At 40.8% G+C, this 24533-nt stretch carries 25 protein-coding genes and 1 other annotated feature; of the genes, 16 read left to right on the top strand and 9 right to left on the bottom strand.

Annotation, left to right across the window (positions count from 1 at the left end; genetic code table 11):
• Positions 1-24: 24 nt before the first annotated feature.
• Positions 25-942 (bottom strand): hypothetical protein, encoded by a 918-nt coding sequence (locus tag SLH55_RS09200; protein ID WP_320323271.1) that lies wholly within the window; start codon positions 940-942, stop codon positions 25-27.
• Between the two features lie 189 nt (positions 943-1131).
• Here SLH55_RS09200 and SLH55_RS09195 point away from each other — a divergent pair, with 189 nt between their 5' ends.
• Complete coding sequence (locus SLH55_RS09195; protein ID WP_320323270.1) at positions 1132-2202, top strand: trifunctional transcriptional activator/DNA repair protein Ada/methylated-DNA--[protein]-cysteine S-methyltransferase; 1071 nt, start codon at positions 1132-1134, stop codon at positions 2200-2202.
• A gap of 98 nt (positions 2203-2300) precedes the next feature.
• Entirely contained in the window at positions 2301-2906 is a 606-nt protein-coding gene (locus SLH55_RS09190) for a YitT family protein (protein WP_320323269.1), read from the top strand.
• 41 nt (positions 2907-2947) lie between these two features.
• On the opposite strand, the gene SLH55_RS09185 is transcribed toward SLH55_RS09190, so the two are convergent.
• Entirely contained in the window at positions 2948-3724 is a 777-nt protein-coding gene (locus tag SLH55_RS09185; RefSeq protein ID WP_320323268.1) for an MBL fold metallo-hydrolase, read from the bottom strand.
• 179 nt (positions 3725-3903) lie between these two features.
• On the opposite strand from SLH55_RS09185, the gene SLH55_RS09180 reads away from it, so the two are divergent.
• A complete protein-coding gene (locus SLH55_RS09180; protein ID WP_219165631.1) occupies positions 3904-4203 on the top strand; it encodes a TIGR04104 family putative zinc finger protein in 300 nt (99 codons plus the stop codon).
• Between the two features lie 40 nt (positions 4204-4243).
• Here SLH55_RS09180 and SLH55_RS09175 read toward each other — a convergent pair whose 3' ends face one another.
• A complete protein-coding gene (locus tag SLH55_RS09175; protein ID WP_320323267.1) occupies positions 4244-5137 on the bottom strand; it encodes a glycerophosphodiester phosphodiesterase in 894 nt (297 codons plus the stop codon).
• Positions 5138-5367: 230 nt separating this feature from the next.
• On the opposite strand from SLH55_RS09175, the gene SLH55_RS09170 reads away from it, so the two are divergent.
• From SLH55_RS09170 to SLH55_RS09140, 7 genes are all read left to right on the top strand, one after another.
• Entirely contained in the window at positions 5368-5550 is a 183-nt protein-coding gene (locus SLH55_RS09170; RefSeq protein WP_320323266.1) for a hypothetical protein, read from the top strand.
• 229 nt (positions 5551-5779) lie between these two features.
• On the top strand, positions 5780-6838 hold the full coding sequence (locus tag SLH55_RS09165) for a DUF3231 family protein (protein WP_320323265.1): 1059 nt from the start codon (positions 5780-5782) through the stop codon (positions 6836-6838).
• A 416-nt stretch (positions 6839-7254) separates the two neighbouring features.
• Positions 7255-8052, top strand: a complete 798-nt coding sequence (locus tag SLH55_RS09160) for an alpha/beta hydrolase (RefSeq protein ID WP_320323264.1) — start codon at positions 7255-7257, stop codon at positions 8050-8052.
• A 236-nt stretch (positions 8053-8288) separates the two neighbouring features.
• Positions 8289-9008, top strand: a complete 720-nt coding sequence (locus tag SLH55_RS09155; RefSeq protein ID WP_320323263.1) for a TIGR02206 family membrane protein — start codon at positions 8289-8291, stop codon at positions 9006-9008.
• A 66-nt stretch (positions 9009-9074) separates the two neighbouring features.
• Complete coding sequence (locus SLH55_RS09150) at positions 9075-9644, top strand: glycerol-3-phosphate acyltransferase (RefSeq protein WP_320323262.1); 570 nt, start codon at positions 9075-9077, stop codon at positions 9642-9644.
• Positions 9645-9661: 17 nt separating this feature from the next.
• The gene (locus SLH55_RS09145; protein WP_219168737.1) at positions 9662-11272 is read left to right on the top strand and encodes an aminotransferase class V-fold PLP-dependent enzyme; all 1611 of its coding nucleotides are present in this window, start codon (positions 9662-9664) and stop codon (positions 11270-11272) included.
• A complete protein-coding gene (locus SLH55_RS09140) occupies positions 11269-13122 on the top strand; it encodes an LTA synthase family protein (protein ID WP_219168736.1) in 1854 nt (617 codons plus the stop codon). The genes SLH55_RS09145 and SLH55_RS09140 overlap by 4 nt, the downstream gene beginning before the upstream one ends.
• Positions 13123-13391: 269 nt before the next feature.
• Here the strand turns inward: SLH55_RS09140 and SLH55_RS09135 are convergent, their stop codons facing one another.
• The 3 genes from SLH55_RS09135 to SLH55_RS09125 form a co-directional block, all read right to left on the bottom strand.
• Positions 13392-13739, bottom strand: coding sequence for a hypothetical protein (locus tag SLH55_RS09135; RefSeq protein WP_219168735.1), 348 nt, complete (start codon positions 13737-13739; stop codon positions 13392-13394).
• Between the two features lie 148 nt (positions 13740-13887).
• The gene (locus tag SLH55_RS09130) at positions 13888-15129 is read right to left on the bottom strand and encodes an ATP-binding protein (RefSeq protein ID WP_219168734.1); all 1242 of its coding nucleotides are present in this window, start codon (positions 15127-15129) and stop codon (positions 13888-13890) included.
• 107 nt (positions 15130-15236) lie between these two features.
• On the bottom strand, positions 15237-15368 hold the full coding sequence (locus tag SLH55_RS09125) for a hypothetical protein (RefSeq protein ID WP_257475116.1): 132 nt from the start codon (positions 15366-15368) through the stop codon (positions 15237-15239).
• Positions 15369-15597: 229 nt separating this feature from the next.
• On the opposite strand from SLH55_RS09125, the gene SLH55_RS09120 reads away from it, so the two are divergent.
• The 6 genes from SLH55_RS09120 (at position 15598) to SLH55_RS09095 (ending at position 21742) form a co-directional block, all read left to right on the top strand.
• A complete protein-coding gene (locus SLH55_RS09120) occupies positions 15598-16455 on the top strand; it encodes a YitT family protein (RefSeq protein ID WP_374939780.1) in 858 nt (285 codons plus the stop codon).
• A 714-nt stretch (positions 16456-17169) separates the two neighbouring features.
• A complete protein-coding gene (locus SLH55_RS09115) occupies positions 17170-17991 on the top strand; it encodes an undecaprenyl-diphosphate phosphatase (protein ID WP_320323261.1) in 822 nt (273 codons plus the stop codon).
• Between the two features lie 601 nt (positions 17992-18592).
• Positions 18593-19795: a threonine--tRNA ligase gene (gene thrS, locus SLH55_RS09110; protein ID WP_219168731.1), complete on the top strand. Its 1203-nt coding sequence runs from the start codon at positions 18593-18595 to the stop codon at positions 19793-19795.
• Positions 19796-20030: 235 nt separating this feature from the next.
• A complete protein-coding gene (gene pyrH / locus SLH55_RS09105; RefSeq protein WP_219168730.1) occupies positions 20031-20759 on the top strand; it encodes a UMP kinase in 729 nt (242 codons plus the stop codon).
• Between the two features lie 72 nt (positions 20760-20831).
• Positions 20832-21308, top strand: coding sequence for a GNAT family N-acetyltransferase (locus tag SLH55_RS09100; RefSeq protein ID WP_219168729.1), 477 nt, complete (start codon positions 20832-20834; stop codon positions 21306-21308).
• A 14-nt stretch (positions 21309-21322) separates the two neighbouring features.
• Positions 21323-21742, top strand: a complete 420-nt coding sequence (locus tag SLH55_RS09095) for a GNAT family N-acetyltransferase (protein ID WP_374939779.1) — start codon at positions 21323-21325, stop codon at positions 21740-21742.
• 43 nt (positions 21743-21785) lie between these two features.
• Here SLH55_RS09095 and SLH55_RS09090 read toward each other — a convergent pair whose 3' ends face one another.
• The 3 genes from SLH55_RS09090 to SLH55_RS09080 form a co-directional block, all read right to left on the bottom strand.
• On the bottom strand, positions 21786-22079 hold the full coding sequence (locus SLH55_RS09090; protein ID WP_219168727.1) for a 4a-hydroxytetrahydrobiopterin dehydratase: 294 nt from the start codon (positions 22077-22079) through the stop codon (positions 21786-21788).
• Positions 22076-23806, bottom strand: a complete 1731-nt coding sequence (locus tag SLH55_RS09085; protein ID WP_320323260.1) for an aromatic amino acid hydroxylase — start codon at positions 23804-23806, stop codon at positions 22076-22078. The genes SLH55_RS09090 and SLH55_RS09085 overlap by 4 nt, the downstream gene beginning before the upstream one ends.
• A gap of 91 nt (positions 23807-23897) precedes the next feature.
• Positions 23898-24108 (bottom strand) — a binding site (T-box leader).
• 147 nt (positions 24109-24255) lie between these two features.
• Positions 24256-24483, bottom strand: coding sequence for a hypothetical protein (locus tag SLH55_RS09080; protein WP_219168725.1), 228 nt, complete (start codon positions 24481-24483; stop codon positions 24256-24258).
• Positions 24484-24533: the final 50 nt, after the last annotated feature.

Below are 24533 nucleotides of genomic sequence, written 5' to 3'. Positions count from 1 at the left end.
TCGCCGGAGTTTATTTATGATCATTTAGGGAGTGGGAATCAGCCGATATGCCCGGAATATCCTTAACATGTTAAGGGTCAGAATTCCCCGCCACTCAGTTTCCGCAACTTTCCATTCATCCTCATATTGCCCGAACCAGGACCATTTGGGTTGCCAATACCCTTCTGGACACTGGTTTTCTGATTCCCAATTCAACTGCATTTGTATTTCTTCTTTAAGTGACTCATAAAACGGAGAGGATGGGTCGCCCGCAATCTGCAGTGGTTTTGCTACATATTGATCCCACTTTGAAGGATCGGTGCAGACTGTATTCCTTACGTTGGATATGAGGAATGCCAGCACATTTTTTTTCTTTTCCCCACTCAGCTCTTGTGATAGCCTCTGATAACAGAGAAAATCATGCATTTCGAGGGGGATGGATAGATCACTAAGTTCCTGGAGGGCTTTATCCGTCCATTCCGTCAGGCGAGGATGCAGTGGGAAATACTTATGGAAATAGCCTACGATTTCTGCATTGGGGTTCGCCCAGGTGGCTTGTACCCCGCAATGTCCCTTATGATGATCGAAGTGCCACCAGGGAGCATGCGGCACTGTATTGACCGTTTCCGAAACGGCATTCCATCCTTGTAGTTCCTCGCTATAAGTGTTATTTAGGTAATCCATTGCCCTTTTGATCATGGGATGATTGGCAGGGAGTGCTAAGTTCTTCGCAATTTGTAAACCTATGGTTGTAGCGAGTGGAGAGGAACCTTTCAACCGAAAGTCAGGTTCGATGGCTTGACCGAAACCTCCATCTTCATTTTGAAAGGAAGATAACTCCTGGATGACATCATCCATACTTCCGTCCTCGAAGTAAAAGCAGTATAACTTTTGTTCGAGAGGTCTGGCGTAAAGCTTAATATATGCTCTCGCATTTTTCCATTGCTGGGTAGAGAGGGTCATATGGAGAACTCCTTTTGCTTTTAATTTGTTTCTATTTATATATTTTCTGTTTTTCGGGGGGATTTCCTTCAATATGTCGAGGATAAATTCAGGGGCATCTCTTTTCAAATTACGATGCCTGATTTTCGGCGGCATCTTTAATTGAGTATATTATAATAAAATTATGAGAGGGATAAGGAGGGAATGAAGATGATATCGTTAAAGGTAAAAAAGGAGTACTATCAGGCATTGTTGGAAAAAAAGACGGAATATGAGGGTGTATTTTATGTGGGAGTAAAGACGACCGGTGTTTTTTGCAGACCGGCTTGTCCTGCCAGAAAACCGAAGTTCGAAAACTGCGAATTCTTTGAGACGGCAGAACAAGCAATGCTTGCGTCATTTCGCCCCTGCAAGAGGTGTAAACCTTTATCCCACCCGGATAGTGTTTCTGAAGTGGTGAAGATATTAGTAGAGGCTGTAGAGGGTAATCCGGAGAAGCGTTGGAAGGATAAGGATTTCAATGAGTTATCCATAGATTCGTCCACCGCACGCCGTCAATTTAAGAAGAGGTTTGGAATGACATTTGTTGAATACGCCAGAGCAAGGAGAATGGGGCTTGCGATGAGGGAAATCAGGTCAGGTTCCCAGGTCATTGATGCCCAGATTGCAACAGGGTATGAATCAGGAAGCGGCTTCCGGGATGCCTTTTCAAGGATAATGGGAACACCTCCAGCCTCTTCAAGGGCTCACACTGTGTTTCATGCAGCATGGATCGATACAAAACTGGGACCGATGATTGGGGTTTCTGATGAAAAAGCTCTATATTTATTAGAGTTTGTTGACAGACGGGGGCTTGAGCGGGAAGTGGAGAGGTTAAGGGAGAAAAGTAAGGCGGCAATCATTCCCGGGACCACCGAGCCCCTTCAATTGATTGAAGAGGAGCTGACAGCTTATTTCAATGGTGATCTGTCAGAATTTAAAACCCCTCTCTTTATACAAGGCTCACCATTTCAAAAGGGCGTTTGGGATCAACTGAGGAAAATTCCAGTTGGTGAAACATGGTCTTATACAGAATTGGCGAAAAAGATTAATCATCCATCTGCTGTTCGTGCAGTGGCAAGGGCCAATGGTTGTAATCAGCTTGCCATCATCATTCCTTGCCACAGAGTAATAAGGGCGAACGGGGATCTGGCAGGATATGCAGGAGGCCTCACCAGGAAAAAATGGTTGATTGAACATGAAAGGAAGATGGCAGATAGAATGAGTCTACCGGATAAATAGAAGGACTTGGGTATTATGAGTAATGGATGTTGCGGACTTTATCAATAGCTACTAGACTATTGATTAGAGTCCTTTACAGAATAGGGTGCAAAATACATATGGGGATTTTGAAAAAAGCTGCTATATTAGGATTGGCATCATGTATACAAGGATTGGCCATGGCTGTGTTTTTATTCCCTCACTTCATCCCATCGGGTGGGGCGGCAAGTCTGAGTGTTTTATTTAATTACGTATTCCATATTCCTTTTGCCGTTACCCTGTGGGTGCTGAATGCATGTTTATTGGGGGCAGCGGTGAAATGGCTCGGGAAGCAAAGTGCCCTGTGGACCATGTATTGCGTTACCATCACATCCGGGGTAGTTGACGTGTCAGGTTCACTAATCACAGGGACTGTTTCTTTTGTACTCGTGGATCTTCTGATTGGAAGCATCCTTTTTGGGTTCGGGGTCGGGATTCTTTTCAGAATGGGGGCGTCTTCTGGTGGAATGGACATATTAGCTCTTATCATTTCTAAGCTGAATGGGTATGCCCCTGGGAAAATGTTATTCATTATTAATGGAAGTGTCCTGCTTCTGACTGGTTTTATCATCGATTTTACCATCATTTTATATGCCATTGCATGTCAATATGTCGCAACAAGAATAGTGGACGTCATGATCAACCTTGATATTAAAGGAAGACTTACACGTCTTGGGAATTATTAAATGGAAGGTCCGTCCCTCAAATGCAAAGGGCGGACCTTTTTTTAGGATATTTCTTTGATGATGGACTTGATCGTATGTGCGGGGGAGTTTTCAAAGAATGAGATGTACTGAAATAGTTTGTTTCTAGGGAAAAGTTGTTTTCGAATTTCCTTAGCTGATTTTCCTTCCAAGTATGCTTTAGTGACGGAATCTTGAAGATCCAGAAGATAATCTCTTTTCTTCTCCAGCAATTTTCTACCGTGTTTAAGGTGTCCTTGATGAGAGCAATATACTTCTTGAAAAGAGTAGGACAGGGTCTTGTTGATGGATCGGATCAATTCCGGGACGGATTCAAATGAAAAATTAGAAGTCGGTGAATGGAATAAATACAAATCCCCCGAAAAGCAAATACCTTTTTCTTCATCAATGAGTACAATATGATCTTCTGCGTGTCCGGGCGTATGGACAATTTGGAAGAAATGGTTTTCGGTCTCAATCACATCTTGTTGTATTCCTTCCGGATGAAATGGTGCACGGTTATGCCAGAATAAGGATCGATAGAATGGAAGATTGGTCCTCTGATTGCATTTTTTCACTCCTAACGGATGAATCCATTGAGGCAAAGAATAAAATCTTTCAATCCAGGCACTATTGCCCGTATGGTCCTCATGATGATGTGTATGAATGACCCTGTTGATTGGAAGCTCTTTTACAATCGAGCGAACTTCATTTCTCATACTGTACGGTCCAGTATCCACCAGAACATCATCCACTCGAAAAATATATACGGGCATTTTTTGACCTAACGTTTCAACAGTTAATTTAAATGATTGTATCAATGAAGTTACCCCTTATGTATAAGTGTTATAGTACAATATTCGGAAAAACCCGGGAAATCCCTGCAAGAAATTTTATCTTTTTAAGATTTAGAGGGACGGACCTCTAATTTTATCTATTCGTCTTATCCTGAAAATGATAAACTAGAGAAAAAGAGTCTTCACACCTAGGGGGAAGTGCTTTGCAGAAGTGTAATATATGCAACAATCAATTTGAGTGGAAGGACTTATTATTCTCGATTTGGAGGTCTTACAGGCCAATTGAATGCAGCCAATGTGGTAAAAGGCATACCATCAATTTTGTTTCAAAATTCATTGTGTCCTTTCTCATTTTGGTACCGGCCGTGGTATTTGGATTACTGGTTGCACCACAGCAGGGATTATCAAAACCGGTGACATTCGGCCTTCTCGTGTTAATGGCGTTTATCATCTCACTTATTCTTCCGCTTTTCGTTAAATATGAATATAAGCAAAGATCATAAAGAGAGAGCTGCCGTTTAAGGCAGCTCTTTTCAATAGGAATTATTTCTTTTTCATTTCTTTTAATACTTCCTGGAGTCGATCGGGATAGTTGGTGAACATTCCGGTCACACCCCATTCAATCAACCTTCTCATATCTTCTTTTTCTAAAACAGTATAAGGGTGGATCATAAGGTCATGAGCTCGGACTTTATCTACATATTCTTCATCGATTTTCTTGAAGCTCATTCCTAGCCCCACTGCATATTCCTCATAATGGTCTAGCTGTGCGTTTGTGATGGTAGCATTGGTCTTATAATCAATTAACTGAACAAGGGGGATGTCCTCATTCATTTCATGGATTTTTTGGAGGCTAGCCTCACTGAAAGACTGAATGATCACTTTACTTGAAGGGCCATTTTGCCTTGTCAGGTTGTACTCATCTAATAATTCCAGCAATTTTTCCTCCATACCCGGATATACTTCAGGTGATTTTGTTTCAATATAGTAGTGCTTGTCTTTTCCGAAATGTTGAATGATTTCTTCGAGTGTTTGTACCTTTAGCCCGTCATATTCTGACTTAGCTTTTTCAGGATATATGTCATTGAACCAGGAACCGGCATCCAATTCTTTAATCTCCTTCAAGGTATAATCTTTTACCAGTCCGGTTCCATCCGTTGTACGGTCGAGTGTTTCATCATGCATCGCAATCAATTCACCGTCTTTTGTCATTTGGAGGTCTAGCTCTATGTAGTCTCCGCCCATTTCCTCACCCATTTCATACGATGGAAGAGTATGCTCTGGAGCATAGCCCGAACCTCCTCTATGCGCTATGTTCAATATTTTGTTGTCATTCATAGAGGGATGCCTTGTATCCGCAAGTGCAGGCTGAACGGAAGAGGCACCTACCCCTATTATGGCCGCGGTTAAACAAACCTTTTTTACGAGTGTATTCATTTTACATTCTCCCTTCTGATATAAGCTCATAACAAGGATATAAAATGAATGTGAAAGGAAATCCTCATGTTTGCAAAGTTGTTGTGAACAATTCATTAATGGAATATGACAGCTGAGACGATAGACGCATGTCAAAAGAATGCAGAATAATTTACAACATAAGGAAAACACTAAAGAAAAGGCTGTTTTCGTAAACATTGTTGCTTTTGGATGTAGCGAGTGGCGGTTGATTGCAGCGAGTGGTGCTCGCTTTCCGCGGGGCTGGCGGTGAGCCTCCTCGGGCTTCGCCATGCGGGGTCTCACCTGTCCAGCTACAATCAACTGACGAAAAGTTTGACGATCACAAAGGAAAGGTGGAGATCGCGTATGCCACTGCTCTTTCATTCGTTGCAGTGACTGATTTTATTTCATAGTCCCTTACTCTTTTTAAACTGATGGTCACAAACCATTTGCTCTGTCAACACATACTACTCTAGAGGGTGAAGGGAACTGCGTAGACTCCTACGGAAAACGGGCGTGCCGAGACCCCGGAAGCGATTTGTGCTGAGGAGGCTCGGCCGAACGTCCGTGGAAAGCGGAGCAGTTCCCTTCACCCTCCTGCACCACAACTTAAATGACAGAGTATCGTAAATCTTAGTTTGTATGCGAATAGCAACAATCTTTGCGAAAACAGCTAAAAAAAAGAAAAGGAGTCTTAAGATTGGGGACCAAGACATCAGAATGACTACTGCAGAAATCTCCGGTTTATGGACGACGTATATTAAGTGCTCGGCGACAAATTGCTTCTATACTCATTTTCTTACATACCTGAAAGACGAGGGAATTAAAACCTTGGTAGAGGAAAATTTGAGAATCAATTTAGAAACGATGGAAAAAATCAGGAGTATCTTTTTATCTGAAGGCTTTCCGATTCCCGACGGCTTCACAGAAAAAGATGTCGATATATCTGCCCCCCCTCTGTATTCAGACCTATTTGCTTTAAGTTTTGTATATAGGGGGGGCCAGGTTACGAGCAGTCACTTCACAACGATTGTCGGAGCTGTCGCCCGTAATGATATATACGAATTTTTTGAAATATGCCTAAAGAAATCTCTATCTCTGTATAAACAATCTCTTCAATTAATGTTAGAAAAGGGGATCTATGACCGTCCACCCAAAATGAATTATCCTCAATCCATTGAGTATATTTCCCATCAGCCTTCTTTAATGGAAAGCTGGTTGGGGGAACGGAGGCCTCTCAATGCACTCGAACTGAGTGAGCTATTCTTTGTGATTGAACGTAATTGCATAGGAATCATCCTTTTAAGAGGATTTATACAAACATCTAAAGACAAAGAAGTCAAAGAATATTTAAAAAAAGGAAAGAAGCTGAGTGAAAGGCAGATTACGACGTTCAATAATGTGCTTGTGAAAGACGATGCATTTCCAACATATCCTGTCTCAATGGAAATCACTTCTTCCACAATAGCTCCATTTTCAGAGAAATTGATGCTGTTTTTTATCTCTTCGTCAAATTCAGTCGGCCTTTCGACACTCTGCCATGCGATTACGATGTCTACTAGAAAGGACCTGGCTGTTCATTACACGTTATTTGTGACTGAAATCATGAAATATGGTTCGGATGGTCTGAAATTATTAGTGGAAAGGGGCTGGATGGAGAAACCTCCCCAGGAGCATGGTTGGGGCAGCCTAAATGATTAAAGTAGAAGGAGGAGAATGATGTATTCAAAAATGGTTTTTGTATTCTTAGTAGCACTCCTTACGTTGCTTAATGTGGATGTTTTGAAGAATAGATTGAAAAACTTCGTGAGACATAAATTTTCTGTGGGCTTAGCGGCTTTTTATACTATAAGGTAGTCTTTTGAATATGTAAGAAATCCAATACTTTGTTAATATACTCCCTTACATCACAAAAAGTTCAGAATTTCCATAGATTCTATATGACAAAGAGCCTTTATGTAGGATAGAATAAAGATACATTAAGGTAAGGCTTCAAAAGTGTTGGGTGAATCGTGCAGATTTGTCAAAACCGTTATTTTCGATACTACGGTCCTTGGTTCATTTCCATGATTCATTCTATTCTTTTGGTAGGTTGTGCTGTTTTTAAGGAGAAATGGATGCTAGAATACATCGTACATCAGGGAGTCGGCAAAGAATATGTGGTATTCCTTCATGGAATAGGGGGAACATCAAAGATCTTTTGCAAACAATTGGAAACCTTCAAGAAGAATTACAATGTAGTGACGATTCACTTACCTGGTCATGGCAGATCACCAGGGGTTGAATCTTTTGATGAACCTTTTACGATTGATTTAATTGTACGTGAAGTCGTGGAGGTGCTAGATGAAATCAATATTGAACGGGCCCATTTTATCGGGATATCCCTCGGCTCAGTCGTTATTCACCATCTGATGCAGCAGAATTCCGATCGTGTTAAATCAGCTGTTTTGGGAGGGTGCATCACTCGATTTACACTGTTCTCAAACACCTTGTTGCAGATTGGTCATGCAGTAAAGAACATAATGCCGTTCATGTGGTTATATAAATTATTTGCCTATGTCATGATGCCAAGAAGCAATCATAGTATTTCAAGGAAATTGTTCATCCGGGAAGCGAAGAGAATGAAGCGGCAGGATTTTCTGGCGTGGTATAGACTTACACCATATATTAAAGCAACTTATGCCTCCGTACAGGAAAAGGCATCACATATTCCAAAGCTCTACATATCTGGGAAAGAAGATCATCTTTTCGTTGAATCACTTTATGAAGATACAAAAGGGGATCCCTCTGCCGTGATTGTATATCTTGAAGATTGCGGGCACGTTTGTAATGTAGAAAGGCCGACTGAATTCAACCGGCTTGCCCTTGATTTCATCTACAGAAATCAGAATCTCCCATTGCGGAAGGTTCAATAGTCTTGAATCCCATTTCAATTTTGGAATGGGATTTTTTTTTGCTTTTCTATTGGGAGGTGTTCTTATGAAAATATTTAATGGAAGGACACTGATGGGAGGTCCGTCCATGTCAGATTGGTGGAAAATGGCTGTATATAAGGAATAGAAACTTGGAAAATGAGGTCCGTCCCTTAAAGGAAATGAAGGGGTGTTGGGAGAATATAGTATGGATGGTAGTTTGTTGGGGTGGTGAGGGTATGTTTCGGGAGATTTTGAATTTCAGGTATGGGGAGTATCCGTTTGAGTTGTTTTCGGTTTCTCATATTGCGGCCATTGTTGTTTCTGTGGGATGCATGATGGGGTTATACATAAGCAGAAACCAAATTCAGGGAAGTTTGTTGAAGTGGTTGCTGGTTGTTTTACTTATTTTGAGTGAGGTTTCTTTTCAGGCGTGGTATTTCATAAATGGTCATTGGGACTTTACCATTAATCTTCCTTTCCAATTATGTTCACTATCCTTGTATCTCTGTACGATCATGTTATTAACCAATAGCTATAGAATCTTTGAGGTGAGTTTCTTTGCAAGTATGTCAGGTGCATTTATTGCCATTCTTACTCCAGAGTTGTTTTTTGGATTTCCTCACTTCAGGTATTTTCAATTTTTCCTGGCACATTTGACGATTTGTTTGGCTTGTTTATACATGGTTTGGGTAGAGAAATTCAGTCTGACATTCGGTTCCTTGATCAGGGCATTCCTTGCTTTGAATGGAATTGCGATAGTAGCTTATACGGTTAATAAACTGGTAGGCGCGAATTACATGTTTCTAATGCATAAACCTAACAATGCAAGTCCGATCGACTATTTGGGGGAATATCCATGGTACCTCATTTCTCTTGAAGCGATCAGCTTTTTTATTTTTCTCATTCTCTATGCCCCTTTTTTCTTAATAAGGAGAAAAGAAGAGGGAAAAAGGTAAATTTATGAAACTTTTCACTTCATTCAAACGTCTATTAACATATATAAAAAGCAGGGAGCATGGAAGATGATTCATAGCTTGACAGTAAGTGTGATCCTAGTGATTTCTTACATGCTGGGCAGTATAACAGGAGCTTATTATGTAGTGAGGATACTCAGTGGAAAAGATATCAGGGAGGTTGGAAGCGGAAATGTAGGAGCTACTAATGCAGGAAGGGTGACAGGTAAGAAGGGGTTCTTACTAACAATCCTGATTGATGCAGGTAAAGTGATCCTGGCATTACTTATCACCTCCATCCTACTAAAGGGAGAGGGCTATCTAGTTTTAAGCTCGATTTTGGTGTTGATTGGTCATTTGTTTCCGGTACAACTTGGATTTCATGGAGGAAAAGGGGTTGTAGCATACTTGGCTTCAGCTTTATTTCTCTGCCCGCTCTGTATCGGAATCTTCGCCATCATGATGGGTGTTTTATATCTAGTCATCAGGAGGTACACCATGGCGGGCTTCATTTCAATGGGGACCATACCGATCACATCATTTCTGATTGAGGATTCATTCATATTATCAGCAGGCTTGGGGCTTCTATTCATGACTGTCCTTGTTTTCCACAATCGGTCATTTCATCATTCAGTTTAAACATAGGAGGTACAATAATGAGTAATCAGGCTCTTAAATATAAGATTGCTAGCGATCCAGATGAGTTTCAACAAATATATTCCTTAAATTATCAAACTTTCGTAGAGGAGATCCCTCAACATCAAAAGAATGATAGTCGCAAGCTTAAAGATAGGTTTCATGATGAGAATACATATGTGATAGCAAAGGCTGAAACTGAAGTTGTCGGAATGATCGCTGTTCGGTCAGAACGCCCTTTCTCGTTAGATCAAAAGCTGAAGGACTTGGATAAGTATTTACCTCAACATGCCGTTCCATGTGAAATCAGACTACTGTCTGTAAAAGAAGAGTATAGAAGTACGAGGGTATTTTATCAATTATGTGAATGCCTGGTATCATATTGTTTAGAGATGGGATATACGACTGCACTCATTTCAGGTACCGTTCGTCAACTTAAACTATATAAACGTATCGGCTTTCGTCCGTTTGCCAATCTTGTTGGTGATGAACATGCGAGGTTTCAGCCTATGTACCTGACTCGTGAAAGCTTTGAGAATTCGACAAAAGCGTTTCAGCGCTTAATGATTCGGAAGACGTTTGAAGAACGTCCATATTCACTACTCCCAGGTCCCGTACCTCGTCATAAAAAGGTGGAAGATGCATTTAAGACAGACGCATTATCTCATAGGAGCAGCGTTTTTCTGAAAGAAATGGAAGAAATAAGAAAGAACTTATGTGAAATGACACATGCGAATCATGTACAGGTTGCAGTGGGCACCGGTACCCTTGCGAATGACATGGTGGCCGCCCAATTGAAAAGTGCTGCTGGAAACGGCCTGATTCTTGCGAATGGAGAATTTGGATCGAGGTTGGTGGACCACGGAAAACGATTCGATTTATCTTTTCAAACCATTGAAAAGGAATGGAATGAAATAATTACAATAGAAGAAATAGAGGCTGTCCTTCAATGTGATCCGGGCATAAAATGGCTGTGGACGGTTCATTGTGAAACTTCTACAGGGTACTTATATGATATTGGGGAACTGCTTTCACTCTGCCATAAATACAATGTAGAGCTCTGTATAGATGCGTGCAGTTCAGTTGGGGCAGTTCCGATTGATCTTAAAAATGTTTACCTTGCCACCTCGGTTAGTGGTAAGGCACTCGGATCTTATCCCGGACTGGCGCTTATTTTTCATCGTGATGAAATGAAACCAAATCAATCGATTCCAAGATACCTGGATGTGGGAATGTATACGGAGAACAAAGGAGTCCCATATACTCACTCATCCAACCTTCTGAGTGCTCTAAAGGAAGCGATGAGGGTGGTCGATTATGAAAAAAATCTCGAACTATCAAAGAAAGTTAGGCAGTTATTAAAGGAAGGGGGGTTAACAATACTAGAAGGTGAATCGTATTCACCCGGTGTGATTACGATTGAACTAAATAGGGAACAGTGTAGTAGACAATTCGGGGATGCCTGTAAAAAGAATGGTATCTTATTAAGTTATGAAAGTGGATATCTCCTCAACAAAAATTGGGTACAGATAGCACTAATGGGATCGCATAATGAAAGAAAGGTTTTGAATGCAATGGCGATGATCAACAAAGAATTTCAGAAAATGATTGATACAAAGGTAATGCAATGAGTAGGGTGAAAGATTTTCTTATTGGATTAAGAAAAAATCAATTGCTGGGTGTTGCAATACTGTCACTATGGATAAAAACCGTCGTTGTATCGCTTATCGGTTTTAACCTTCAAATAGAATCTTTCCTGGACTTATTACTTATTGTTTTCAATCCGGTTGGATCGTTAATGCTCCTGATCGGATTCAGCTTTTACTTCTTTAAAAGGGTGAAACCATTTCTCCTTGTTCTTATTATGGGGATTGCAACCGGGCTCCTGTACGGGGACCTTCTGTACTTCCGGTTTTATTCGGATTTCATAACAGTCCCAATCCTTTTTCAGTTTAAAAATGTGGGGGGGATTGGCCCGAGTACCTTTGAATTGATGAGCCCCTGGGATGTTCTCTTATTGTCTGATCTCATATTAGCAGGCTGGATACTCAAGACAAAGAAGACGGAATCCGTCAATTTGTCACGAATATGGAAATTAAACTACTTAGGATTTAGTATGTTTTTATTATTGATTACTTTAATAATTGGATTACTAAAATCCCCATATTTATTTGCTGAGTCATATGACAGGGAGCAACTGGTGAAATCTGTTGGTCCATTTAATTACCACCTTTACGATATCGGGATTGCAGCAACGAACCCATTGTCACAGCTTCTTGCAAGTAAATCGGACACGGAGGCATCCATTCAATACACAAAATCCTCAAAGAAAAAACCTTCTGACTTATTTGGGGTTGCTGAAGGGAAAAACCTGATTTTAGTCAGTATGGAATCCACTCAGAATTTTGTTATCAACCAAAAAGTCAATGGAGAAGAAATTACACCGTTTCTAAATTCATTGATAAAGGACAGTTTATACTTCAGCAATATTTATGATCAGACGGCACAGGGGAAAACATCAGATGCAGAATTTATGATTGATACGGGATTATACCCTTTATCAAGCGGATCAGCTTTTGTAAGGAAACCGGATAATACATACAGGAGCCTACCTCATATCCTGAAAGAGAAGAAAGATTATTTTGCAGCGGTTTTTCACGGGAATGACCGGACATTCTGGAACCGTGAATACATGTATAAGGCTCTTGGGTACGATCGTTATTTCTCCAAGAGAGATTACAATGTAACGGAAGAAAATTCGGTGAATTACGGTATAAAGGACATTCCTTTTTTCGAACAGACGACGTCCCTTCTCGAGAAAATTCCCAAGCCATTCTATACCCGTCTTATCACATTGACAAACCATTTCCCTTTTCTGTTGGAAGAAGGAGATCAGTTCATTGAACAGGCGGACACGAGAGAAGATGTTGTGAACCGGTATGTGACAACGGTGCGATATGAGGATGAAGCGATTAAGGCTTTATTTGAGAATCTTAAAGCAAATGGGTTGTATGATGATACGGTTGTGGTCCTTTATGGTGATCATTACGGGATTTCCGAAAAATATGAACAAGGTGTGTTCGAGCTCCTAGGTCAGAAGGATACTCCAGTGAATCATGCCAAGCTTCAGCAGGTTCCCCTTATTATCCATGTTCCCGGACAAGAAGGTAAAACGATTGAAACCATTGGAGGAGAGATTGATATTCGGGCCACCGTCCTTCATTTATTGGGAATTGGATCGAAGGATACCCTTTCGTTCGGTCACAGTCTGTTCACCCGTGATGAAAATCATCCAGTCATTTTCAGAGATGGAGATTTCATTACTAAGGAATACATCTTTCAAGACAATGTTTGTTACAGTAAGAAGAGCGAGAAATCAGTCAGTGAATCAAGATGCGAACCATTTAAGGAATTGGTACGTAAAGAATTAAGGATGTCAGATGATATTTTGTATGGTGATTTATTAAGGTTTCTGGAATAGGAGCAATTAATGAGGCCGGGGCATAACTTTATATACCCAAGCCAGAAGTCTCCGTTGCACTCCTATCAACTGCTGGTACCTGGAAAATCCCTCAATATGGTTTTAATACAATAAAAATCCGAACGATTCGTTAACCTTAACAGGATTCGAATCCTCGTTCGGATTTTTATTTAGGTTGAACATTTTTGTCCTGGCCTATTGGTTTTAAATAGAAAAGGTGGAGAGTGTGGTTGACTGTAATTTGATTATGTAAATTAGTCGATTTCCTTTTACAGCTCCTCCTCAGAATGCAGGGGATAGAATCTGCCATTAAATCCAATCACATCGATCGTGATCATTTGCTCAGGATCATTTAAACTTTTATACTGTCTGTTTATGCGGAGAGTGAATAGACCGGGAGAATATGTCCCACTTGCATCAGAATATTTTATTCTTTCGGTTATGTCCCCATGAACACTCTCCAATTCTACGATGGAACAGTCTTCATTGCAGTCGATTTGATGCTCATTATAGAGCCACTTCTTAAAATCTTCTTCAGTCGGTTTGTTTAGAATCGAGAAAATACTGAATGCTATGATCACAGAGAATAAAAATAGGAACGTGCCTCTTTTGCTCACCAAATAATTCCTTCTTTCTATGAGATTATTGGAAAATCCTGATAATATAAGTGTATCATAGTTCAGTAGAATCAAGCGAAGACCAGCCCATAAGAAAAGAGCCTGGGAAAAACCGAGGCTCTTGCTCTTTAGAAGTTTATTTTTGGGATTAAACCGGCAGTCGAATCTTGACAACTGTTCCTCTATTTAATTCACTTTCGTATTCGATCATTCCACCCATTTCACGAATAAGCTTATTTGTAACCATACTTCCGAGTCCCGTCCCTTTGGTCTTAGTAGTATAAAAGGGTAAACCTATTTTCTTCAATTCATCTCCGGTCATTCCTTTTCCATTATCTGAAATAATAATGATGACGGATTGTGTAAAGGGATCTTCTTTGAGATTGATAGATATTTCGCCTCGGTCTTCAATGGATTCAATACCGTTTTTAATCACATTCATGATGGCTTGCTTCATATGATCCTCATCACCCTTAATATAGTGGGATCCGACCTTTTCGAAATGGATCGAAGTGTTGGAATACGCTGCAAACGGCCTTAACAAATCCACACAATCCCTAATAATATTATTAAGGTTGAGCCTGGATAATTTAAAGCTGCTCGGTTTTGCGACACTTAGATAATCTGTAATGATTTTGTTCGTTCGATCCAGTTCATTCAGGATGAGAGGAGAATATTTCTTTAATCGGTCATCCTCTGAATCCTCGCTTAGATGCTGTATAAATCCTCTCACAGTTGCAAGGGGGTTGCGTATCTCATGGGCTATCGATGCAGCCATCTGTCCGACCATATTCAGTTTATCCATATAGACCATCTCTTCTATTTGTTTATTCGTGCGGATCAAATGCTCAATAATGAATACCAACGCAAGAAATGTAAAGTAGAAAACGGAAAAATAAATGAAATAAAATGGCAGATGCAATATCGGGACGAACATGTTGATGATGATGATGTACAGAATGGCGTGAATGATAAAGATTATCGTACTTACTATTAACTTAAACTGTGTTTTCAATAGAAAGCTGCGGAAGAGGATACCAATCACAAATGCCAGCACTGAAACAGCAATCCCCACGCCGACGTAAGGACCACCGATAATATAGCGGAATATGATGACGCAAGAGAGGACGATAGATCCGGATAGTAAACCGGCATAGATCGTCACAATCAATATCGCAATCATTCTCAGATCGAAGTGAGTCTCTCCAAGGGTTTCAATTGGATAGAGCATACATAAGAGTGCGCCAAATGATGCAACCAGTCCATAAGTGATCTTGTGTTTATAGGCGGATTTTTGTGTATCCTTAAAAGGAAACAAAACATTGGCGTTATAAGTGAAAGAAAATAAAATCGTAATATTGACCAGTAATGATTTGATTAATGTAATCAAAGTAAAGCCTCCAAAAAACTACATAACTTAAGATCGCTGCTCAAAGCTCATAGAAACATGAACATACAAATACTAAAAATACTTCATTTTTCCGTATTAGTCAAATCCTACTGCCTTATGAGGGACGGACCTCCAATATCACTGTTATTTTGGAACCCCACCACGGAGAAATGTAGTGTTAAAGCACGATTGGGGTGGATGTAAGCACCTCGTTCCTGCTTGATGAGTGCTAAATTCAAGGTCCGTCCCTCCCTAATTAAAGGAATTTTAGCTCGGAGGATGGAATATATACATTATACAAGCTTTTTATGTGGGGTTGGTCAGGAAGGCAGCATACATAGTCGGTGTGATTTGGATTGAGGGTTTAGACATTTCCGTTTTTCAGCTGAGGTAGAGTGAATGTATCTTTAAAGAGGAGGAATGGTGATGGAAGGTGAGATCATACATGAACCCCGGCAAGTGAAGGTCATGCATAAGAAGATCCCTTTGAAAGAGGTAGTGAAAAGGACGATTCTGATAACGATCGGAGCTGTGATCATGGCTGTCGGTCTTGAGATATTTCTTGTCCCCAACCAGGTCATCGATGGAGGAATCGTTGGTGTATCAATCATGCTTTCGCATATTACGGGCATTAAGCTAGGACTTTTTATCTTCATCTTGAACATCCCCTTTTTCTTCATCGGTTATAAACAAATCGGGAAAACCTTCGCATTCTCTACGCTTTATGGCATTGTCATTCTATCGATTTCTACAACCTTCCTCCACCCAGTTGCAGCCTTTACTCAAGATATTCTATTGGCATCATTATTCGGAGGAATCGTTCTTGGTATTGGGGTAGGCATGGTCATTCGATACGGCGGGTCCCTCGACGGTACTGAAATCCTCGCCATCTTATCCAGTAAAAGGCTTCCTTTCTCAGTCGGTGAAATCATTATGTTTGTGAATCTTTTCATTTTAGCCAGTGCAGGATTTGTCTTTAGTTGGGATAGAGCGATGTATTCGTTACTTGCCTATTATGTAGCGTTTAAAATCATAGATATTACGATAAAAGGGTTGGATGAATCTAAGTCCGTTTGGATCATCAGTGAAAATTACGAGGAAATCGGGGATGCCCTTCTTCACCGGTTAGGCAGGGGTGTTACTTATTTAAAGGGAGAAGGGGCTTTTTCAGGAGATGACAAGAAAGTCATATTCTGTGTCATCACGCGTCTTGAGGAGGCCAAGTTGAAGGACATCGTGGCGGAGCATGATCCTTCCGCATTTCTTGCCATAGCCGATATAGCTGAGGTAAGAGGGGGAAGGTTCAAGAAGAAAGATATCCATTGACCATACTACCTATTGGCACAGAAATAGGTTAGCACCTGTTTCTGTGTTTTTTTATGTGTATAAGTTCTTATTGTCCACTGGATTGAGTTGTAGTACTATATTCTAGATTGTAATGAGAAGAGCTTCTTTTTCTCAAGGGGTGTTTTCGTAAACATTGTTGCTTTTGGATGTAGCGAGTGGCGGTTGATTTCCACTACAGGTGCTCGCTTTCCGCGGGGCTGGCGGTGAGCCTCCTCGGCTGCGCCTGCGGGGTCTCACCTGTCCAGCGTTTCCCGCAGGATTCGAGCACCTTCCGCTCCAATCAACTATACAGAAGAAATGTTTTACTATCACAAAGGAAATGTGGAGATTGCGTATGCCACTGCTTTTATTCTTTGCTGAGACTGATATTATTTCATAGTCCTTTACTCTTTTTAAACAGATGGTCACAAACCATTTTGCTCTGTCAACTACTTACTACGTTAGAGGGTGAAGGGAACTGCGTAGACTCCTACGGAAAACGGGCGTGCCGAGACCCCGGAAGCGGTTTTGGCTGAGGAGGCTCGGCCGAACGTCCGTGGAAAGCGGAGCAGTTCCCTTCACCCTCCTGCACCGCACCCTATATGACAGAGCATTCGCAAATCTTCGTCTTTATATGAATAGCAACAATCTTTGCTAAAAAAGCCTTCTCAAACCAAATGAAAAAAACATCACCTATTTTAGAGGAGAAATAACATGGAATATATTATACTGCTCAAGGCATTTATTCTCGGGATGGTAGAAGGTCTGACGGAGTTTGCGCCCGTTTCCTCCACGGGGCATATGATCGTAGTGGACGACCTCTGGATCAAATCGAAAGAGGTATTGGGGAAGTACCCTGCGAATACGTTCAAAGTAGTTATACAGCTAGGGTCCATCCTTGCCGTGGTCATCGTGTTTCGGGATAGATTCAAAGACTTGTTGGGAATGAACACAAGAAACGAACAGAGATCATCCAAATTAAGACTAACTCATATATTCGTTGGGCTACTACCAGCGGTCATCCTCGGTTTATTATTTGAAGATTATATCGATGAGCATCTATTTTCTATCAACAGTGTCCTTGCAGGCTTAGTGATCGGCGCATTTCTCATGATCGCTGCGGATCTGTTCAGGCCAAAAGTAAAAACGGTGGAAACCGTTGATGGCATCACCCATAAGAAGGCTTTGATGATTGGACTGATTCAATGTCTCTCATTATGGCCAGGTTTCTCAAGATCCGGTTCAACGATTTCCGGAGGTGTATTACTCGGCTTAAGTTATCGGGCTGCTTCGGATTTCACCTTCATCATGGCAGTGCCGATTATGATGGGGGCAAGTGGGTTGTCACTTATGAAAAACTGGATGTATTTCAATGCGGAATTCATGCCGTTCTTAATAGTCGGATTTATAAGTGCTTTCCTTTTTGCTTATATTTCGATCCGCTTCTTTCTAAAAGTAATCAATAAAGTCAAGCTTTTACCATTTGCCATTTACCGCCTTATTCTAGTCGGTATCATTTTGATGTTTTTTGTTTAATATGACTCTTGACAGTTAGAAAATACTCCCATATAATTTCAATAACACTTTTATCAGAATTCGAATATACTATACGAAAGCAAAGAAGAGGACATGATTCATTCGTAAATCTCTTGTTCAGAGATCAGGGTCACCGGCTGAGAGCCCTGAAGAGAAGTGAATGTTTTACCACCTCGGAGCTATTATGGGGAAGTTTTAGTATCCATAATCGGGATAACCGTTATCTTACTTAAGCGAAGTATGATATTTTACACTTCGAAATTAGGGTGGAACCACGACCGCACTCGTCCCTTGGTTAGGGATGAGTGCGGTTTTTTTATTGAACTGAATACAGTGCGAAGAAGAGGACATGAATCATTTTGGCTTTCTTACCAGAGAACAGGGTCATCAGGCTGCAAGCCCTGAAGAAAGGAAAATGGTTTACCACCTTGGAGCTATTATGGGGAAGTTACAGTATCCATAATCGGGCAAACCGTTATCAACTTTGAGCGAAGGGCTATTTTGGCACTTCGGAATTAGGGTGGTACCACGACCGCATTCGTCCCTTGGTTAGGGATGAATGCGGCTTTTTTTATATAAAAAATCATAAGGAGGAAAATAGATGTCTATTCAATCAGAAGTAGAAAAGAGAAATCACAGGAAATTGGGTCAGGAGCTTGAATTATTCATTTCAATGGAGGAGGCTCCTGGGATGCCCTTTTTCTTACCGAAAGGAATGTTGCTGCGAAATGAATTGGAGGACTTTTGGAAGAAGGAGCACCTGAAGGCAGGTTATCAGGAAATCAGGACGCCGATCATGATGAAACAAGAATTGTGGGAGAAGTCAGGTCACTGGGATCATTATCATGAAAATATGTATTTCTCTGAAGTGGATGATCAGAAATATGCCATCAAACCGATGAGTTGTCCAGGAGCCGTGTTGATTTATAAGAGCAAGAGACGAAGCTACCGGGAGTTGCCTATCCGTTATGGGGAGCTTGGACTGGTACATCGTCATGAGCTATCAGGATCATTAAGCGGGTTATTGAGAGTTCGTTCCTTCACTCAAGATGATGCTCATCTTTTCGTAAGGGAAGATCAAATTCGGGCAGAGTTGCATAAAGTGCTCGATCTCATTGATCGATTCTATGGGAAATTCGGCTTCGATTATAAAGTTGAGCTTTCGACTCGCCCCGAGGATTTTATGGGATCAGTTGCCCTATGGAATCAAGCAGAGGGTGATCTTGAGGGCGTATTGCAAGATAGAGGCGTCGACTATCATATCAACCATGGAGATGGAGCCTTCTACGGACCTAAGATCGACTTTCATATTCTGGATTGCCTGGGGAGGAGTTGGCAGTGTGGAACGGTTCAACTTGATTTCCAGATGCCTGAAAAATTCCAGTGTGAATATATTGGTGATGATAATCAGGTTCAAAGACCGATAATGATCCATCGCGCTATCTATGGATCGATTGAACGTTTCATGGCCATCATCATTGAACATTTCGGAGGGGATTTTCCCCTTTGGTTAGCTCCACATCAGGTGAAGATTCTTCCAATTTCCGAAGTGCATATTCCATACGCACAAGAAGTGAAGTCTCAATTAGAAAGGGAAGGATTTAGGGTTGAACTAGACGATCGCGTTGAGAAAATGGGATTGAAAATCAGGGAGGCCGAGATGCAGAAAGTTCCTTATATGATGGTTATAGGGGATAAAGAAATCCAGCAACAATCGGTTGCGCTCAGAAAAAGGAAGGAGGGTAATCTGGGAGTACTTCAAGTAAAAGAAGTGATCCATAAACTGAATGGCGAGATGATGTAACAGAATAAATAGGGGAAATTTTCTTTTGCTGAAAAGGTAGAAGTTACTAATTTCCACTTGACCATTTCCTGTATTTTCTATAAACTAACAGAAGGAAAATTCAGAATAGAAAGAATGGGGGAGAAGAAATGAGCACTTTGCACCGGGACTCTAGCAGTATTTCTTCTTTTCTATGCAAGAGCTAAAAAGTAATTCTTTACTTTTTAGCTTTTTTTTATGTCAGGGAGGGAAGTAAATGGGATATAAGAGAGTGTTAATTAAATTAAGCGGTGGCGCATTGGCTGATAACGAAGGGAATAACTTTGGAACAGCAGAGCTAGAACATATTGCAAACGAAATCATGTCGATTGTAGACATGGGAATCGAAGTTTCGTTAGTGGTGGGAGGAGGCAATATCTTTCGGGGCAGTTTGGCAGATGCTTGGGGAATCGAGCGGGTAGAGGCTGACAGTATAGGTACGCTCGGGACAATCATTAACAGCTTGATGTTAAGGGGTGTTCTCAAAAGCAAAACAGATAAAGAAGTAAGAGTCATGACGTCAATCCCTGTCTCAACTGTCGCAGAACCGTATATACGTCTCAGGGCCGTCCACCATCTGGATAAAGGATACATCGTCATTTTCGGAGGGGGGAACGGGCAGCCGTTCGTTACGACGGATTATCCCAGTGTCCAACGAGCAATAGAAACGAATAGTGATGCGATCCTGGTAGCGAAGCAAGGGGTGGATGGTGTATTCACCTCTGATCCTAAACGGAATAAAGAGGCGAAGATGTATCATAATTTAAATTATGATGACGTCGTCAAAAATAATATAAAGGTCATGGATCAGTCAGCTCTCCTGTTAGCACGTGACTATAAACTGCCCGTGCACATCTTTAACTTTGAGCAGGTGGGAACAATGAAAAGAATTTGCTCAGGTAAGAAGTGGGGAACCTTGATTAATCATGAAGAGACCAAACTGTAAATTGTAAGGGTGAGAGGATTATAGGATTTAGAAGAAAAAAGTTAAAACTTTTTCGATGAAAAGGAGATTTTTATGAGTTATACGTTTCAAATCATGTCACAGGAGCAGGCTGAACATATTGCAGAAAAATGGAAATACGAGGGGGAATATGCTTTTTATGATATGGCGGCAGATGAAGAAGACTTAGCTGAATTCTTAGATGAAAAACAGCGTGGAAACTCGATTTATTCCGTATTTCAAAATGGTGAGATGATTGGTTTTTATTCATTTCATGTATTAAAGAATGAAACTGTAGATATCGGACTGGGAATGAGACCGGATTTCACTGGAAAAGGGAAGGGACAGGAATTTACGGAAGCTGGTTTGGAATTCGCAAGAACTCAGTATTCTGCAAGTTCCTTTAGTCTGTCCGTGGCGACTTTTAATGAACGTGCGATTAAAGTGTATACGAAAGTCGGGTTTCAAGCTTTAGGGAGGTTCATGCAACAAACAAACGGAAGCATTTATGAATTTTTGAAAATGAAATACTCTATTGAGAATATAGATTGAGGAGAGACTTAATGGTGAAAGTAACAATCGTTAACCAATTCGAAGAGGGTCAACTCCATGAAATCAAAGATGTGTATGAATCAGTAGGTTGGATGAAACATTCGATTGAAGTGATTTCTATCATATTTCAAAGGAGTGATGTTGTTTCCATCTCTGTCTACGATGGGCGCATTGTCGGAGTGGGAAGAGCACTGACGGATGGCGTTTTCAATGCGACGATTTATGATGTAGTCGTCCATCGTGATTACCAGCGAAGGGGAATCGCAAGTTATATTATGAGAGATTTATTGGAACAACTTAAAAACATATCATGTATTCAACTGATCTCGACTACAGGGAATGAAGCTTTTTATAGAAAACACGGTTTGAAAAATTTGAAGACCGGTATGGCAAGGTACTTAAATCCATCCCTGGCAGAAGAATATTTGGTTTAGCTCATAAAGAAGATGCAGTCTTCATATTGACTGCATCTTATGTTCAATTCAATTCAACAAATAATTGATCATACTTTTCTGCTAGAGCGAAATCTACATCGGTCAATCCCTTCTCATTCCAAGATGTCAATTCTACAATAATGAGCTTATACTGAATTGTAATAAAGGGATGATGATCCACTTTCTCGGCTAGTTCAGCCAATCGGTTTACAAACCTTATCCCTTCAAGGTACTCCTTGAAACGGTATTTCCTTACGATCCATTTTCCTTCTTTAAGCTGCCATTTTTCTAAGTTCTTCAGTTTTTGAGAAATGTATGACTCATTCAATTTCGTCATGCCGTGACGCCTTTCCTATCGTAGATCACATCAAGTCCGTTTTCAATCAGACGTGCAAATCGATCTTGTTTCTTTAATTCAAGCAATTCGTTAAGTAGTTCCTGCTTTATAAGGGATTCCGGTTCATACTCTTCAAGAAGTTCAAGTATTTCAAGTCTGAGAAGCCATTCTTCAGGAAATTCGACTTTTAATTTACCTACTACGCTATGAATGAGATCAATAGAGAAGGAGACTTCCCTCAGTTCTCTTACTTCTGCAAACAGATTCTCAAGTGGTGTAAGAGATGGAGATTCTCTGTCCTTATCTTCATCGCCCGAAGGTTTAATGTCGAAAAAAGCATCATAATCAGCGGCATATGGTCGAGCAGAAACGATTTCAGATCCGATGGCTAAATCAAATGCTCCCCATGTAGGATGAAATAAAACTCGATCCCTATAAGTAACCAAACACTCATCAATGGTAAGGAGAATGATATGTCCATGGTGAAATACCATGTCCGTCACATGTCCCGAAACTTCAATACCGCTTTCAAAGGTGATTTGCATTAATTTATTTACTTCTATCCCTAGCTTCTTTAAATCAGCTTCAGTTTTATATTCAAGAGAGGTTCCACCTTGAAGTACTCCGATCGGAGCACCGAATCCGTCTGCATGTCGATCCGTTCCATGGTGAACCAGCTGCTCATTTTGGGCAGAAAGCGCGGTTGGACCGATTGTCTTAACGTAAATTGCCTTACCGAGCTCATCTTTCATCACTTCTTTGAAGACCCCTGTTACTTGTAACCCTGAATTGAATTCTATGTGAGCGATTTGATTAGATCGAATGGCTTTCTCAATAGCTTTCGTACCACCTTTGCGAAAAGCCAATGTCTCTCCGAATTTCTCCACCATTTTAATGAGTTGTTCGAAGCTTTCACATACAAATAATTGCTTTTGCATAGAGGTGACATCATAGCTTGTTTGAATGGCTTCTTCGATGGAGAATGGACGCTTGGACACGGAATCGGATAAACAGTGCTTGCTTTCACCGACTGACGAAAGGAGACCAGCGCCGAAAATCTTCGGTTGATGCAAACCAGCAATCAAACCAAATTCGACAGTCCACCAAAAGATGCGGGAAACTTGCTCTGCTTCAGAGAGCCCGGTTACGGCAGCCTGCTTCTCTGCTAACAACCTTTTCGCCTCGCAGATCTCTTCGTCTGCGGAATTGGGGTCCTCCATCACGATTGATAAATGTCTGGTTGCTTCAAATACTTCATGTTCTTCTTCCGTTGCAAAAGCGTTGGCTCCAATATTTCCAATCAGTTTAACAAAGGTTGAGTATGTTTCATCGAACAGGATCGGAGCATGGCCAGCCGCCTCATGCAAGATATCAGGGGCAGGTGTATACTCGATATTTGATTTTTGACGGATGTCTGTTGCAATCGGCAGAATTCCATGTGCCTGGAAGTCAAAGAAAGCTGTACCGGGAATTAATCCATCCACAATTGCGGCACCCCAGCCTATTTTGGCCAAATGTCTGTTCATGTCACTTACCTTGGGGATTTCCTCTATATTGATTCCGGATGATTTTAATCCTTCCGTAAATGCTTCATGGGCGGTGTCCTCAAGAAAGTGATGATTCTGTCGCATGACATATCGCCATACTGCATGGTCGATTGGGGTGTAGGCATGGTAATGCTGTTTTGCAACAAATGGACGTAAATGACTTGGAATAGATTGTTTCATAATATTTTCTCCTCAGAATAAATTTGTTTAACACTTAAACGCTTTTATGCACAAAAGTAAAATCATACAAAAAATCCCTGCTGAAAAATTCAGCAGGGACGAAATTAATCGCGGTACCACCCTTATTGTAAGCTTGTATACTTACCACTCAAATTGATAACGGACAATTACCGTCCTGTTCAAACGAGGAACAGGAAGCTCCGGAAACGTAATTCATGTAACTCCTATGTGCCAGCTTCCAGCAACACCAGCTCTCTATAACAGGGAGGAGTCCACTACTGCAATTCCATCGTAGCTTAATAAATATGTATGATTACGATGCTTTATATCTTAAACGCTTTTAAGCGTTAAAGTCAAGAAGTATTTTCGGTTATTTGATAGGATGACTTACGAATTTGAAAAAAAGCCTGGATTTACCCATAACAAATAAAAACGCCATAGTGGCGTTTTTATAATGAAGTATGGGTTTTTTCTTTAGGATCTTCGAGGTTCATTTTTTCTAATTCAAGTCTCATTTTCTGAGTCTCGATGATGAAGTTCTCATGTTTCAATTTTTCAAGCTCGAGTTCATCTTCTATCATTTTCTGTTTATACTTAGATTGTTTTTGGAAATGGTCTGTAATGATACCGAGAATGGGTATGGAAAAAATCATGATTACTGCAATGGTTCCAGTCATTTCAATCCTCCTCTTTCTCATTTCATGCTCCACTTATAGTAGTTAAATTA

Source organism: Rossellomorea sp. YZS02, assembly GCF_033963925.1.
GTDB lineage: Bacteria > Bacillota > Bacilli > Bacillales > Bacillaceae_B > Rossellomorea.
The sequence above is the reverse complement of the archived record's forward strand: the minus strand, read 5'-3'. Positions and strand labels throughout refer to the sequence as shown.